Annotated in this window: 18 protein-coding genes; 5 read left to right on the top strand and 13 right to left on the bottom strand. The window is 67.4% G+C overall.

Annotation, left to right across the window (positions count from 1 at the left end; translation table 11 throughout):
* Positions 1–56 precede the first annotated feature (56 nt).
* Positions 57–740: a response regulator transcription factor gene (locus KCTC_RS13645; protein WP_125569762.1), complete on the top strand. Its 684-nt coding sequence runs from the start codon at positions 57–59 to the stop codon at positions 738–740.
* Complete coding sequence (locus tag KCTC_RS13640; protein ID WP_197715202.1) at positions 733–1,821, top strand: sensor histidine kinase; 1,089 nt, start codon at positions 733–735, stop codon at positions 1,819–1,821. Before KCTC_RS13645 ends, KCTC_RS13640 begins: the two co-directional genes overlap by 8 nt.
* Here KCTC_RS13640 and KCTC_RS13635 read toward each other — a convergent pair.
* The 6 genes from KCTC_RS13635 to KCTC_RS13610 all read right to left on the bottom strand — a co-directional run bounded on the left by KCTC_RS13635 (position 1,818) and on the right by KCTC_RS13610 (position 5,441).
* A complete protein-coding gene (locus tag KCTC_RS13635) occupies positions 1,818–3,632 on the bottom strand; it encodes an alkaline phosphatase family protein (RefSeq protein WP_125569761.1) in 1,815 nt (604 codons plus the stop codon). The genes KCTC_RS13640 and KCTC_RS13635 overlap by 4 nt on opposite strands.
* A gap of 143 nt (positions 3,633–3,775) precedes the next feature.
* Positions 3,776–4,252: a GNAT family N-acetyltransferase gene (locus tag KCTC_RS13630; protein ID WP_125569760.1), complete on the bottom strand. Its 477-nt coding sequence runs from the start codon at positions 4,250–4,252 to the stop codon at positions 3,776–3,778.
* Positions 4,253–4,274: 22 nt separating this feature from the next.
* Positions 4,275–4,496 (bottom strand): DUF1272 domain-containing protein, encoded by a 222-nt coding sequence (locus KCTC_RS13625; protein WP_125569759.1) that lies wholly within the window; start codon positions 4,494–4,496, stop codon positions 4,275–4,277.
* Between the two features lie 29 nt (positions 4,497–4,525).
* Positions 4,526–4,897, bottom strand: coding sequence for a DoxX family protein (locus KCTC_RS13620; protein WP_125569758.1), 372 nt, complete (start codon positions 4,895–4,897; stop codon positions 4,526–4,528).
* A gap of 31 nt (positions 4,898–4,928) precedes the next feature.
* Entirely contained in the window at positions 4,929–5,162 is a 234-nt protein-coding gene (locus KCTC_RS13615; protein ID WP_125569757.1) for a hypothetical protein, read from the bottom strand.
* A gap of 93 nt (positions 5,163–5,255) precedes the next feature.
* Complete coding sequence (locus KCTC_RS13610; protein WP_125569756.1) at positions 5,256–5,441, bottom strand: hypothetical protein; 186 nt, start codon at positions 5,439–5,441, stop codon at positions 5,256–5,258.
* 115 nt (positions 5,442–5,556) lie between these two features.
* Between KCTC_RS13610 and KCTC_RS13605 the strand changes: the two genes are divergently transcribed.
* Both KCTC_RS13605 and KCTC_RS13600 read left to right on the top strand, forming a co-directional pair.
* The gene (locus KCTC_RS13605) at positions 5,557–5,916 is read left to right on the top strand and encodes a hypothetical protein (RefSeq protein WP_125569755.1); all 360 of its coding nucleotides are present in this window, start codon (positions 5,557–5,559) and stop codon (positions 5,914–5,916) included.
* Between the two features lie 30 nt (positions 5,917–5,946).
* Positions 5,947–6,504, top strand: coding sequence for a VOC family protein (locus tag KCTC_RS13600; protein ID WP_125569754.1), 558 nt, complete (start codon positions 5,947–5,949; stop codon positions 6,502–6,504).
* Here the strand turns inward: KCTC_RS13600 and KCTC_RS13595 are convergent.
* Positions 6,495–7,109 (bottom strand): TetR/AcrR family transcriptional regulator, encoded by a 615-nt coding sequence (locus tag KCTC_RS13595; protein ID WP_125569753.1) that lies wholly within the window; start codon positions 7,107–7,109, stop codon positions 6,495–6,497. The two genes, KCTC_RS13600 and KCTC_RS13595, sit on opposite strands and share 10 nt — an antisense overlap.
* A gap of 59 nt (positions 7,110–7,168) precedes the next feature.
* Here KCTC_RS13595 and KCTC_RS13590 point away from each other — a divergent pair, with 59 nt between their 5' ends.
* Positions 7,169–7,624, top strand: a complete 456-nt coding sequence (locus KCTC_RS13590) for a cupin domain-containing protein (protein WP_164512600.1) — start codon at positions 7,169–7,171, stop codon at positions 7,622–7,624.
* A gap of 46 nt (positions 7,625–7,670) precedes the next feature.
* On the opposite strand, the gene KCTC_RS13585 is transcribed toward KCTC_RS13590, so the two are convergent.
* From KCTC_RS13585 to KCTC_RS13560, 6 genes are all read right to left on the bottom strand, one after another.
* Positions 7,671–8,366, bottom strand: coding sequence for an NUDIX hydrolase (locus tag KCTC_RS13585; RefSeq protein WP_125569751.1), 696 nt, complete (start codon positions 8,364–8,366; stop codon positions 7,671–7,673).
* 9 nt (positions 8,367–8,375) lie between these two features.
* Complete coding sequence (locus tag KCTC_RS13580) at positions 8,376–9,683, bottom strand: oxidoreductase (RefSeq protein ID WP_125569750.1); 1,308 nt, start codon at positions 9,681–9,683, stop codon at positions 8,376–8,378.
* Positions 9,680–10,828: an acetyl-CoA C-acetyltransferase gene (locus KCTC_RS13575; protein ID WP_125569749.1), complete on the bottom strand. Its 1,149-nt coding sequence runs from the start codon at positions 10,826–10,828 to the stop codon at positions 9,680–9,682. Before KCTC_RS13575 ends, KCTC_RS13580 begins: the two co-directional genes overlap by 4 nt.
* A gap of 203 nt (positions 10,829–11,031) precedes the next feature.
* On the bottom strand, positions 11,032–11,625 hold the full coding sequence (locus KCTC_RS13570) for a TetR/AcrR family transcriptional regulator (protein WP_125569748.1): 594 nt from the start codon (positions 11,623–11,625) through the stop codon (positions 11,032–11,034).
* Complete coding sequence (locus KCTC_RS13565; protein WP_125569747.1) at positions 11,622–12,425, bottom strand: SDR family oxidoreductase; 804 nt, start codon at positions 12,423–12,425, stop codon at positions 11,622–11,624. The genes KCTC_RS13570 and KCTC_RS13565 overlap by 4 nt, the downstream gene beginning before the upstream one ends.
* Complete coding sequence (locus KCTC_RS13560; protein ID WP_125569746.1) at positions 12,425–13,615, bottom strand: acyl-CoA dehydrogenase family protein; 1,191 nt, start codon at positions 13,613–13,615, stop codon at positions 12,425–12,427. The genes KCTC_RS13565 and KCTC_RS13560 overlap by 1 nt, the downstream gene beginning before the upstream one ends.
* Positions 13,616–13,640: the final 25 nt, after the last annotated feature.

The raw sequence follows: 13,640 nt of genomic DNA, 5'->3' as shown, positions 1-13,640 counted from the left end.
GGGGGTATGCAGTTTTCGATATGTCGGCGATATGCCGGGTTCCCTACGATCGGACCGTGCGCGTATTGGTCGTCGAGGATGAGCCGCTGCTGGCGAACGCGATCCGTGACGGACTGCGCCTTGAGGCGATCGCAGCCGACGTCGCCGGAGACGGTGACACCGCCTTGGAGATGTTGTCGGTCAACAGTTACGACATCGCCGTGCTCGATCGGGACATTCCGGGCCCTTCGGGCGATGAGGTCGCCGGCCGCATCGTCGCCTCCGGGACCGGCATGCCGATCCTGATGCTGACCGCCGCAGATCGGTTGGACGACAAGGCCTCGGGCTTCGAACTCGGTGCGGACGACTATCTGACGAAGCCGTTCGAACTCCAGGAACTGGTACTGCGGCTGCGGGCCCTCGATCGCCGCCGCGCGCACAGTCGGCCTCCGGTACGCGAGATCGCCGGGCTCCGCCTCGACCCGTTCCGTCGCGAGGTCTACAGAGACGGCAGGTACGTCGCGTTGACCCGCAAGCAGTTCGCCGTACTCGAAGTCCTCGTCGGGGCCGAAGGCGGCGTGATCAGTGCGGAGGAACTCCTCGAGCGCGCCTGGGATGAGAACGCCGATCCCTTCACCAACGCCGTACGGATCACCGTCTCCGCGCTTCGCAAACGCCTGGGCGAACCGTGGCTGATCGCCACGATTCCCGGCGTCGGCTACCGGATCGACGTGGCCCTCGAGCGGTCGCCCGGTGACTAGGTCGTGGGGCCTCAGCGCCCGCCTCAAACTGACCCTCAGCTACGCCGGCTTCCTCATGGTCGCCGGAGCCATCCTGCTGCTCGCCGCCTGGGAGTTCCTCATCCACGCCCGCCACAACGGGCTGATCTTCATCCCGGGCTACAAGACGATCCTCGTCCGACAGGCGGCACCGTTCGCGGCCACGGCTCTGGGGTTCCTGCTGCTCTTCGGGCTCAGCGGAGGCTGGCTCCTCGCCGGCCGCATGCTCGCTCCCCTGAACCGAATCGCCGAAGCCACCCGACTCGCCTCGGCGGGATCGCTGACCCATCGGATCGCGTTGGAAGGCCCGCGCGATGAGTTCCGGGAGTTGGCCGACGCCTTCGACATCATGCTCGCCCGTCTTGAAGACCATGTGGCCGAACAGCAGCGTTTCGCAGCCAACGCCTCGCACGAGTTGCGTACGCCCCTCGCCATCACGAGGACGATGCTCGAAGTGGCTCGCAGGGACCCAGCGGCGGTGGGTGACGAATTCCTGGAACGTCTGCAGTCGGTGAACAACCGAGCCATCGAACTCACCGAGGCTCTCCTCCTGCTGAGCCGGGCCGAACAGGGGGCATTCACCTCTGAGGTGGTGGACCTGTCGCTTGCATCCGACGAAGCAGTGGAAGCCCTTCTTCCCGTCGCGGCGAGGAACGGTATCCGCATCGAAGCCTCGACGGACGCCGCGTACACCTCGGGGTCGGCGGCGCTGATCACCCAACTGGCCGTCAACCTCATCCACAACGCGATCGTGCACAATCTCCCCAAGCACGGCACCGTACAGATCGCCACGAGTACGCACCCCACTCATGTGGAATTCGTCGTCGAGAACACCGGACCGCTCGTCGATCCGCACGTGGTGGCCCAACTCACCGAGCCCTTCCACCGAGGAACCGAACGGGTCCACCACGACCAGGCGGGCGTCGGACTCGGGCTCGCTGTCGTCCAGCGCATCGCCGAGGCACACAACGGCACCCTCACACTGCGCCCGCGCCCGGGCGGCGGGCTACACGTCAGCGTGCGGCTGCCGGCGGCCCCGAGGCATCTGGCGCCCCGCTGCTAGTTGAGCGTGACCGTGATCGGACCTGCGAGCACGGTGTAGCCGTCGTTGTACAGGTAGTAGACCTGATAGGTCCCGGGCCCGTAGTTGGCCGTGAAGGTGACCGAGCCGCTGGTGCCGGCGGTGTATTTCCAGTCGGTGGAAGCCTGATTGCCCGGCGTGTTCCCCTGCTTGTAGATCCCGACCCAGTTGGTCGAACTGTTCGTCGCGGCAGGCGTCGTGTAGTTGAACGTGATCGAGGATCCGTTCGTGACCGACGGCGTGGTCGTGCTGAGCGTCGGGCTGGTCGACTGACCCCAGACGTCGTTGATCGGCTGCGCGTACGTGTCGTTCGGGGTCATCGGGGAGAGCCCGAGCGCGTTCTCGATCGTCCGGCCGATGCTGTACTGGTTGTAGCGCGTCGTGCTGGTCGCACCAGCCTTCACCGTCCCGGGCGAGCCGATCATGACGCCGGCGACCTCGTTGGGGTAATTCGGTCCGTACGACTTCGTGTAGCCCTCGTCCCAGGTGACGATCAGCAGCGAACGCTGCGTCTTCCAGGCTGGTGAGTTGAAGATCGTCGGCAGCGTCTGGCTCAACCACGTGTCACCGGGTGCGATGCCGCCAGCCTCCATGTCGTAGTAGTCGTCGGCAGCGATCCACGAGAAGTTCGGCGTGGTGGAGGCTGAGGAGAGATCCGTCGACAGCTGCGTCAGCGGCATGATGTGGCTGTTGCAACGGGTGCTGTTGTTCGCGACATCGTTGTAGAGGGTGAACGGTTCGTCGTCGGGGTACGTGGACCCGTGGGTGGTCAGGTCGCAGGTGCCGTTCGCACCCTGGTTGTACGCCTTCCAGGTCTTGCCAGCCGCCTCTGCACGGTCGGCGAGGTTGGTCGCGTTGACACTGCCCACCGCCGGGTTGCTCGTCTGACCGGACACCGACCCGCCCGCCAGAGCGAGATAGTTCGGGTCGCTGGGATGCGTGGTGCCGTAGAGGTTGTTGAGCCGCGTACCCATCGGCACCAGGGTGTTGTTGATGTACGGCGCCGCCGCGTTGCCGTAGATGTAGTTGTTCCCGTCGACCGACTGCTGGAAGCCGTTCTCGTTCTCCATGTAGATGAGGAACACGTGGTCGAAGCCGGGCACCGACGAGGCCGGCGCGCTCAGCGTGGGCTGCGTGACCGTGGTGGACAGCGTCAGGGACAGGTTGTCGACGTACCCGTCGGTGGTGCTGCCGCCCGACCAGACGTAGTTGACGTCGACGCGGACCGTACGCGTGCCTGCCGGGACGGCAGCCGTGGCGGTGCGCTGCAGGAACTCGGTCGTGTTGCCGCGATCCGACGCCGTCACCGCCGCAAGTTGCGCGGTGCCCACGCTCGTCCCGGAGGCGTTCAGGAACGTCGCCTGCACTCCGGCGGTGTCATTCTGGCTCGACCATCCGCCGAGCCAGCCGGAGAGGTTGTACGTCACCCCGCCGGCATCGATGGCGGTGGCGGCGGACGACACGTCGACCGACTGCTCCATGGTCGCGTTGCCAGTGCCACCGCCGGCGAAGAACGTGTTCCCGCGACTCGGCGCCCCGGGCGTCGTACTCGTCGGGAAGCCACCGGCAGTTCCGTAGCAGACGTTGGTCGGCATGCCGTTCGTGATCGTCCAGCCAGGAAGGGTCTCGCCCTGGAGGCCGTTGACGCTGCACTCGCCGCTCTCGGCACCCGGGTTGACGATCAGGTTGCCGCTCACTGCGGCGAGCGCCGGCGGGGCTGCCGGCGACGAGATGACCAGCAGGCCAGCGGCAACAACGGCTGCAGCGGCGCCCGGAATCAAACGACGAATCATGATGCTCCTCCCGAGACCCCGGAGCCGCGCTTCGGGGAGCTCCACGCCAGGAGCCACACCGAGCCTCGTGGGTACGGCTTACGTCCCGAGGATGCCCCGATGAACGTTGCGTGGCCGCTGGCTTTCGGGTGGTGGTCGAGCACTCAGTCGAGGCGTTTCCGGAACCAGTGGGTGGCGTTCTTGTTGAGGTTGTACGCCGTTGTCTCCTCATAACCCGAGGATCGGTAGAGGTGTTGGGCGGCGGTCAACGACTCGTTCGTGTCGAGCACCATCAGCTCCGCCCCGAACCCCCGGGCCTGCTGCTCGAGCTCCGTCATCAGCGGCCGGGACCAGCCCCGTCCGCGTGTCTCCGGATCGAGCCACAGGTGCTTGATCTCGTACGTGGTGGCCTCGTCGATGTCGTCGATGCGCCGGACGCCACCGCAACCGACCGGGCGCCCGTCGTCGTCCTCCACGACAAGGAACACCCCAGCCGGCGGCGTGAACCACGCCGGGTCGGGGTGGGTGATCCGGTAGCCGTCCGGGTGCGTCGTGAACCCGAGTGCGCGTGAGGTGAAGTACGCGGTGAGCAGGCGCTCGGATACGGGATCGTCGGATGGCGTGGGGATGAAACTCGGCACTCCTGGACCCTAACCGGCCGGCTCAACTTGTGACGCGTACCGTGCTGGCCGGATGCTGCGCCAACAAGGCTGCCGGCCGGATCGGGCGCCGTTCGAGATTGCCGTTGCAGTTCGGGCACCGTCGGCCCTCGAACCCGTCCACGCACGAGGGGCACCAGGTGCACTCAAAGGTGCAGATGTACGCGACCGCATCCGGCTTGAGGTCGCGATCGCAGCGCTCGCAGTTGGGGCGGATCTCCAGCACGCCTTGACACTACGGCCGTCGTCCGGATCTCAGAAGGCGTACGGACCGAATCGCAGGATCGCGACCGCTGCGGTGAGGACGAAGAGGACACCGGACGGGATGGCGAGCGCGATCTCGCCGCGGCGTACGTGCGCGGCCGCTCCGAGGAGCATCGTCACGGCGAGGGCTGCCGCTGCAAGCGGTGTGAGCCAGACGGCTACCCTCACTGCCGCCGGCAGGATCAGCCCCACCGCACCGACGATCTCCGCGATGCCGATGAGGCGTACGGCTCGGGACGAGTAGTCCTCCACCCACGCCATGTTCGGCGCGAGCTTCTCCTTCGGCTGCGTGGCCTTCGTCAGGCCTGCGGCCAGGAATGCCGACGCGAGGATTCCCGCGCCGATCCAGAGGATGGTGTTCATGTGTGCTCCGGTCAGAGATTGAGGTGGTCGATCAGAGAGCTGCAGCGGTACGCCGGGCGAGCACGAGCCAGCACGCCACTGCCGCCACCGACAGTGCTGCGGGAAGCCAGTGGTGAAGCAGGGCCGACGCGGACGCAGCGCACACGAACGCCAGGAGATTCGCGACCACGTCATAGACCGGCGCGACGAAGCTGCGGTTGAGGACATGCGAGACCGCGATGACCACTCCGCACGCGAACGTCACGGACAGGAGGGCGCTCACCATGACCCCAGTCTGCCCGTTGCGCGAAGCCGGTTGCGGGTGGGCGGATCGAGTTGGACAGCCCGCGATGGAACGAAGGCATCCTCATACGGCGTCCTAGGCTTGTACCCGCATGATCTGCACCGGAGGAATCATGAATCGTTGTCTTCTCCTGAGCGGATCGCTCCTCGCGTTGGCCGTCAGCGGCTGCGGCTCGCCATCGCCTTCTGCGCACACCACGAGCACACCGGTTGTCACGGTCACGCCAGCGGGTTGGACGACCACTCCCTTCAATACGTTCACCGCCGCGAGCGTGCAGCACCCGAGAGCGTGGCGCTTCGTCCCACCACCGCCGCCGACGCCTGCTCCGTGGGGAACGGTGGGGTACTTCACCAACCAGACTCCGCACAACCCGTGCGTGACGACGAAGTCGGGTGGCGTCACGGCAGTCTCCTGCCGCGGCCCGATCTCCACTCTCTCCCCCGGCGGCGTCATCGTGACGGTCAGCGGGAGCCAGTTCGTTCCGAACAACCGTGCGGGGCGGACCGACACCGTCGTCGACGGCCAGCGCGTCGAGATCAAGGTGTACGCAGCCACCCAGGACTGTCCGGCAGGCGCCACTGCGACCGAAACCCTGAAGGCGTACCCGCCGACCCCGGGACGCAGCCCCGCAGGATCGCTCTCCGAGTTCGACATCGACGTCTGTTACAACGCCTCCGGCTCGCCGGGCCTTGCCACGGAGGTTGATCGCCTCGTCCGGGGCGTCCGCTTCCACTGATGCTCCGCCAGCACCAGATACGGTCGCCAGGTGATCATCGAAGAGGTCCAGATCGCCGACTCCGCCGATGCCTGGCAGGCACTGGGGTTCGCGATCGAGGGTGATGTCTGTCAGGTCGGGACCGTGCGGCTTCGGTTCGGTGGCGACGGCACCGGGATCACCGGATGGACTGTGGTGGATGCAGAAGCCCCGGATCGCGCGCCGGCGCACCCCAACCACGTCACCCAGATCGACCACGTCGTACTCATGTCGACCGATCTCGTACGCACCGCGCAGAGGTTGCGGGACGCGTACGGTTTGGAAGTACTGCGTGAGCGTGACGCAGGTGCGTTCAGGCAACTGTTCCTGAGGCTCGGCGAGGTGATCCTCGAGGTCATCGGTCCGCACGAACCGGCGTCGGGCGACGACAGCTTCTGGGGCATCACGTTCCGCGTCGATGACATCGATGCGCTGGCTCTGCACCTGGGTGACCGGGTCGGGCGCATCAAGGACGCGGTCCAGCCGGGGCGTCGGATCACGACGCTGCGTGGCGAGTCGATCGGGATCAGTCCGGCGATCGCCTTCATGTCACCGCGGCCTCAGGACTGAGCCAGGACGGCCCGGACGAGTGTTTCGGCAGTCCAGCGCAGCTGATCGATCGCTTGGTCGCGGTCGAGTTCCGCGGCATCTGTCGTCCAGACGACCGCGTCAGCTCCGAAGAGCGGCATGAGCGCATTGGTCAGGCGTTGCCTGGTCTCAGGATCGATGTCGGGCGGCAGGTCTGCGAGCACAGAGTCGATCCATCGGCCGCGGTTGAGTTTGCCGACCCGGGACATCCCGCGCGTCGCGCTGTCGGGCGACAGGCTCGCCGCCAGCACCGACCGCAACTCGTTGGCATGGTCGAAGGCCCACTCAGACGTCGCCACGACCACCTGCCCCATCCGAATCGGCAGGTCCGCGTACTCCCCCGAGCCCGGGGGCTCCCACTGCGGGTCGCGGAACGGGTTGTCGGCGGCCGGCAGGCTCGCGTTGAGGACAATGCTGTCGGCGTTGGTGAAGTAGCGGTACGCGGTCGCACGGGAGACACCGGCGCGCTCGGCCAGCGACTGCACGGAGACCGGTTCGCCGGCGGCGATCATCGCGCGTGCGGTCTCAAGCAGCAGGTGCCGCGTACGTTCCCGCGCCGAAGGTCGGGGGTTGACTGGGTCGCCCATGGAGTCGATGATACAGATGTCTTGATATGAGACACGTGTCTTATTTCGAAGGAGATCTCATGACAGTCACCTTGTCGGCGCCCGGGACCGGCGAAAGCTTCGTCGCCGCCGGGTGCCAGTTCCGCGTCCTGAGCGATGGGACCGCGACCAACAAGCGGATCGGCATGGTCGAGTGCGAGCTCGCGCCGGGATGGGGCGGCCCGCCGCAGCACGTACACCGCGAGCACGACGAGACGTTCTTCGTCGTCAGCGGGACCGTGTTGTTCACCAGCGGCGCCGACACCTTGCTCGCACCCGCCGGCAGTCTGGTGACGGCTCCGATCGGGGACCCGCACACGTTCGCCAATGCGGACTCGTCCGCGCCCGCGACGCTGCTCTGCACCGTCACCCCGGAGCGGTACATCAACTACTTCCGCGAACTCGCCGACCTTCCGCCGGGGCCTGACGGGCGGATGGATCCGGCGCAGATCCTCGCGATCATGTCGCGGTACGCCACAGAGCCGTACCGGGGCTGACAGACGCCAGGTCTCGGCGTGACGGATGCCGGGTCTCGGCGGTGAGTCAGGTGCGCTCGTAGCGCCAGATCGGGTTGACCGCGTACAGGCGATGCCTCGGTGCCTCGGCATCGAGGCGCGAGTCGTCCTCGTACGCAGCGTCGCCCTCGTAGATCGAGACGAAGCCGCCCTCGACGAGGTGGATGTGCGGTTCGAAACGCAGATAGGGAGCGTCGGCGGCTTCTTTGAGCACCTCGGCGACGGTCGAGGAGCTGGCCAGCCGGCGAAGGGTCACGTATGTCGGCGGCGGCAACTCGATCTCGCCACTGTCGCGCGCGTCGAGCGCCGCGAGCGGAGACATCCACCGATGATCGGTGATCTCGGACCCGTCCACCGTGACCTCACCGACAGGCGCGGCGACCACGAAGAACCACGTCGCGTACCGCTTGACCCGCAGTGCGGGGGTGGTCCAGTGCGAGAACGGCACTAGTTCGCCCGGATCGAGTACGAGCCCGGCTTCCTCGTTGGCCTCGCGTACCCCGGCCACTCGAGCTGCGGGTTCGTGGCCATCCGACATCGGGTCCGACGGAAGCTCCGTGGAGCCGTAGTCGGCCGCGTCGATCCGGCCGCCGGGGAAGACCCAGGAGCCGCCGTGGAAGGCGATGTCGGAGTGGCGGCGCAACAACAACGTCTCGAGCCCAGCTGCTCCGTCGCGTACGACGATGACTGTGGCAGCTGACCTGATCGGGTTCGGCTCGCGCATCAGGCCAAACTATCCATCTCGACCTGACGGACGTCGGGTCGGCCGCGCTTCGCGCGGCACTCCCTCGTTCGGCGCAAGCGCTCGCGCACGCGCGGCGCTCGGCCTCACTCCGGTCGTCTCGGGCTGACGGATGTCGGGTTTCGGCAGGAGCGGGAGCTGCGTGCAGCGAGTGCCGGTGTAGATGGTGGGCATGCACTGGTTGCAGTGGATGCACAGCCCGTGCCCCGTCTCGTCAGCGGCGAGCCGGGAGACCAGGTCGGGTTCGCGCAGCAGCGCCCGGGCCATGGCGACGAATTCGAACCCGTCGGCCATCGACTGATCGATCGTGGCCCGGTCATTGATTCCGCCGAGCTGGACCAGCGGCATCGAGACCGCGGCGCGGAACTTGAGCGCGTTCTCGCGCAGGAACGCCTCGCGGAACTCGTACGCACGGAAGAAGGTCCGGCCCATCGGGGTCTTGAGACCGAGGCGCACAGGCCCGGGCATCTGCGCGGCGAACTCCTTCAGTGGCACGTCGCCACGGAAGAGATACATCGGGTTCAGGAGCGAGCTGCCGGCGCTCAGTTCGATCGCGTCGAGGCCACCGTCCTGCTGCAACCACTGTGCGACCTCGATGCTCTCGGGCACCGACACCCCTGCCGGGGAACCGTCGCTCATCCCGAGTTTGGCGATGACCGCGACCTCGTCGCCGACCTCATCCCGCACGGCGCGTACGACCTGACGCGCGAAGCGGGCCCGGTTCTCGAGCGATCCGCCCCAACGATCGCGCCGCCGGTTCAGTCCGGGCGCCAGGAACGCGCTCAACAAATAGCTGTGCGCGAGATGGACCTCGAGCACGTCAAAGCCGGCGTCGACGAGGATGCGTGCGGCGCGTACATAGTCGTAGGTGATCCGGGTGATGTCACTCTCCGTGGCGCCGCGGATCATCTGCATGCTCAGCGGCGACGGCATCGACGAGGCCGAGATCGCCCGGTGGCGGTTGGAGCGGCCGTTTGCGACCGGGCCGGCGTGGCCGAGTTGGCCGGAGATCTTCGCGCCGGTCTCATGGATCGCATCCGTGAGTCGCGCCAGCCCCGGCGCGGACCACGATCCGACGACGATCTGTTCGCCGTGCGTACGCCCTTCGGGCGCGATCGCGAGGTAGGCGACCGTCGTGAGTCCGACTCCCCCGCGGCTCGGCGCGAGGTGGTAGTCGATGAGTTCGTCGGTCACCAGGCCGTCGGGCGTACGCCCCTCGAAGGTCGCCGACTTGATGATCCGGTTGCGCAGCGTCACCGGCCCCAGTTGGGCAGGCGCGAACGCCGACGGGGCCGTCACAGCCGCTCGATGATCGTGACGTTGGCCTGACCGCCGCCCTCGCACATCGTCTGCAGGCCGTAGCGGCCACCGGTGCGCTCGAGCTCGTTGAGAAGCGTCGTCATCAGGCGGGTTCCCGTGGCCCCGATCGGGTGCCCGAGCGCGATGCCGCCCCCGTTGACGTTGACCTTCTCGTGCGGCGCCCCGGTCTCCTTCATCCACGCCAGCACGACCGAGGCGAACGCCTCGTTGCACTCGAAGAGGTCGATGTCGTCGATCGACATCCCGGCCTTCTTCAACGCGTACTCGGTGGCCCGGATCGGTCCGGTCAGCATCCAGATCGGGTCATCCCCGCGGACCGAGAGGTGGTGGATCCGCGCCCGCGGCGTGAGGCCGTGGGTGGCGACGGCTGCCTCGGAGGCGATCAGCATCGCCGAGGACGCGTCCGAGATCTGGGAGGCAACTGCGGCCGTGATCCGGCCACCGGGAGCCAGCGGGTTGAGGGCCGCCATCTTCTCCAGAGAGGTCTCGCGGGGGCACTCGTCGACCGCGAAGTCTCCGACCGGCGCGATCTCGTTCGCGAAGCGACCCTCCGCGATCGCGGTACGTGCCCGCTGGTGCGAGGCGTACGCGAACGCCTCCATGTCCTCGCGGCTGATGTCCCACTTCTCGGCGATCATCTCGGCGGAGTTGAACTGCGACACCTCGACGTCGCCGTACCGTGCGCGCCAACCCGGGGACTCAGCGAACGGCGTGGTGAAGCCGTACTGGTCAGCCACCAGCATCGCGGCCGAGATCGGGATCGCAGACATGTTCTGCAGTCCGCCGGCCACCACGAGGTCCTGGGTGCCAGACATGACGCCCTGGGCCGCGAAGTGCACAGCCTGCTGGGACGAGCCACACTGGCGATCGATCGTCACACCGGGCACCTCGTCCGGCAGCCCGGCGGTGAGCCAGGCCGTACGCGCGACATCGCCGGCCTGCGAGCCGATGGTGTCGCAGCAGCCCATGATCACGTCGTCGACGGCGCTCGGGTCGACCCCGGTACGGGTCATCAGTGCGGACAGGGAGTGCGCTCCGAGGTCGGCGGAGTGCATGCCGGCGAGCGAGCCGCCGCGGCGTCCGACCGGCGTACGCACGGCGTCGATGATGAAGGCTTCAGGCATGGTTCCTCGATTCGGCACGGCTGTGTGAGAACGTGCCCTGTCTGGACCTTCCGAACGTTCGGAAGATGGCGCGGAGCGGTTTCCGAACGTTCGGAAGATGACCCGGAGTGCCTTCCGAACGTTCGGAAGATTGGCGGACACCCCTCGGACACTGGACTCGATCGACGGCGGCCAACGCGGAAAATCGGCTGGCACCCATGGCGTCAGGCATGAGCGATCCCGTCGAGCAGAATGGTCAGATACTGATCGGCCACGGCCGTGTGGGTGAGCTTCCCGCCCGGTCGGTACCACTTCACGGCCACCCAGACGGTGTCCCGGATGAAGCGGTAGGTGAGGTCGACGTCGAGGTCGGGGCGCAGGGCACCACTGGCGATGCCCTCGCGCAGCAACGTCACCCAGACCTCACGCGACTGCTGGTTGCGTTCGGCCAGATAGCCGAAGCGTTCAACGCCACCCAGGTAGTCCGCGTCGTTCTGGAAGATCGCAACCTCGAACGGGTGCTGGTCGATGGCTTCGAAGGAGACCCGGACGGCCGCCTCGAGCTTCGCTCGGGCGTCGTCGGTGCTGGCGAGGATCGCCTCGTACTGCCCGAACAATTCGTTCTGGAACTCGCGGAGGATCTCGTCGACCATCGACTCCTTGGAGTCGAAGTGGTGATAGAGCGAACCGGACAGGATCCCGGCGGCGTCGGCGATGTGACGCACCGTGGTGTTCGTGTACCCCTGGGTCGCGAACAGCCGGGCGGCGATGCCGAGGAGCTCCTCGCGCCGGCTGACCGCTGCCCCGGTCGTACTCATGCGTGCTGGCTGCTCACGGACAGGACCTCACCGGTCATGTACGAGCTGTAGTCACTGGCGAGGAAGACCATCACGTTGGCCACCTCCCACGGTTCGGCGGCGCGACCGAAGGCTTCGCGCTGCTTGAGCTCGGCGAGCAGTTCGTCACTGGTCACCTTGGCCAGGAACGGGTGCATCGCCAGCGACGGCGAGACCGCGTTGACCCGGATCCCATGGGGCGCGAGGTCGAGCGCAGAGCAGCGGGTCAGCGCCATCACGCCGGCCTTCGCCGCGGCGTAGTGCGCCTGACCCTCCTGAGCGCGCCACCCGATGACGGAGGCGTTGTTGACGATCACGCCGCCCTTGCCGGTGTCGCGCATCTTCGCCCCGGCGTACCGGATGCATCGGAACGTCCCGGTGAGGGTGATGTCGAGGACCTTGGACCACTGGTCGTCGGTCATCTCGAGCACCGAAGCCGTGCCACCGAGGCCCGCGTTGTTGATCATCACCTCGACGCCACCGAACTCGTCAGCTGCATCGATCAGGGCGACGACCTGCTCCTCGTCGGTGACGTCGCAGACCAGGGCGCGTACGCGGTCCTCACCGAAGTCGGCCGCGAGTTCCGCCCGCGCCTCTTCCAGGCGTCGTTCGTGAGTGTCGCCGAGGACGACTGCCTTCGCGCCCTCCTCGAGCACACGGCGTACGACCGCGGCGCCGATGCCAGCGCCGGCCGCCGCCGTCACGACGACGACCTTGTCCTTGAGCAGGCCGTGGGCCGGGACGTACGCCGGAGTGGGCTGTTCCTCGCGATGGATGGTCATCAGGCTCCCTTGGGTTCTCTGGGCAGGCCGAGTACGCGCTCGGCCAGGATGTTGCGCTGGATCTCGTCGCTGCCGCCGTAGATCGTGTCGGCACGCGCGAAGAGGAAGAGACGCTGGAAGCGATCCAGCTCGTAGGGCGCCTCGGCCGTGAGGGACGCCGGGCCGGCGATCGCCATGGCGGTCTCGCCGAGCTTCTGGTGCCAGTTGGCCCAGACGAGTTTCGCGATGGAGGCCGCGCCACCGCCGGCGTCCGATCCGGACCCGCCCTCGACCCCGGCGAGCATCCGCGCTGCGTTGGCCCGCATCACGTCGAGCTCGACCTTGAGGTCGGCCAACCGGTCGCGCAGGACCGGGTCGTTGATCGCACCGTTGGTCCGAGCCAGGTCGACGACGTCCGCGAACTCGCGGGCGAAACCGACCTGCTGCCCCAACACCGACACGCCGCGCTCGAAGCCCAGCAGACCCATGGCGACTCGCCACCCGTTGCCGACACCCCCGACGACCAGATCGGCCTCGGTGCGGGCTCCGGTGAAGAACACCTCGTTGAACTCCGAACCGCCGGTCAGCTGCCGGATCGGTCGCACCTCGATCCCCGGCTGGTCCAACGGGACGAGCAGGAACGAGAGGCCGTGGTGCCGCTGGGAACCCGGCTCGGTGCGCGCGACGACGAAGATCCAGTCGGCCTCCATCGCGTTCGAGGTCCAGACCTTCTGACCGTCGATGACCCATTCGTCACCATCGAGGCGAGCCTTGGTCTGCACGTTGGCGAGGTCCGAGCCGGCGCCGGGCTCGGAGTAGCCCTGGCACCAGAGTTCGGTCACGTTGCGGATGCCGGGCAGGAAGCGCTGCTTCTGCGCCTCGGTCCCGAAGGCGATCAGGGTCGGCCCGAGCAGTTCCTCGCCCAGGTGGTTGACCTTGTGCGGCGCGTCGGCGCCGGCGTACTCCTCGTAGAAGACGACCTGCTCGTCGACCGACAGCCCGCGGCCGCCGTACTCGACGGGCCAGCCAAGGCAGGTCCAGCCGTTCTCGGCGAGGTGGCGGTTCCAGCCGCGACGTTCCTCGAAGGCCTCGTCCTCGCGGCCGGGCCCACCGGCGCCACGCAGGGACGCGTACGGCCCATCGGTTGCGGCAGTGCCGAGCTCGCGGTCCAGCCATCCACGGATCTCGGTACGAACATCGATCGACGTCATCTCAGGCGGCCCTCCTTCCCCGGTT

Origin of the sequence: Nocardioides baekrokdamisoli, assembly GCF_003945325.1 — a bacterium.
Lineage (GTDB): Bacteria > Actinomycetota > Actinomycetes > Propionibacteriales > Nocardioidaceae > Nocardioides > Nocardioides baekrokdamisoli.
This window is presented reverse-complemented; position numbering and strand designations above follow the sequence as displayed.

Coding starts and splice junctions, on each gene's coding strand:
- KCTC_RS13615 (WP_125569757.1), bottom strand. CDS start 5,162: ATGGTGAGCGCCCTCCTGTCCGTGACGTTCGCGTGCGGAGTGGTCATC.
- KCTC_RS13595 (WP_125569753.1), bottom strand. CDS start 7,109: ATGGGCGACCCAGTCAACCCCCGACCTTCGGCGCGGGAACGTACGCGG.
- KCTC_RS13570 (WP_125569748.1), bottom strand. CDS start 11,625: ATGAGTACGACCGGGGCAGCGGTCAGCCGGCGCGAGGAGCTCCTCGGC.
- KCTC_RS13575 (WP_125569749.1), bottom strand. CDS start 10,828: ATGCCTGAAGCCTTCATCATCGACGCCGTGCGTACGCCGGTCGGACGC.
- KCTC_RS13635 (WP_125569761.1), bottom strand. CDS start 3,632: ATGATTCGTCGTTTGATTCCGGGCGCCGCTGCAGCCGTTGTTGCCGCT.
- KCTC_RS13565 (WP_125569747.1), bottom strand. CDS start 12,425: ATGACCATCCATCGCGAGGAACAGCCCACTCCGGCGTACGTCCCGGCC.
- KCTC_RS13620 (WP_125569758.1), bottom strand. CDS start 4,897: ATGAACACCATCCTCTGGATCGGCGCGGGAATCCTCGCGTCGGCATTC.
- KCTC_RS13590 (WP_164512600.1), top strand. CDS start 7,169: ATGACAGTCACCTTGTCGGCGCCCGGGACCGGCGAAAGCTTCGTCGCC.
- KCTC_RS13585 (WP_125569751.1), bottom strand. CDS start 8,366: ATGCGCGAGCCGAACCCGATCAGGTCAGCTGCCACAGTCATCGTCGTA.
- KCTC_RS13560 (WP_125569746.1), bottom strand. CDS start 13,615: ATGACGTCGATCGATGTTCGTACCGAGATCCGTGGATGGCTGGACCGC.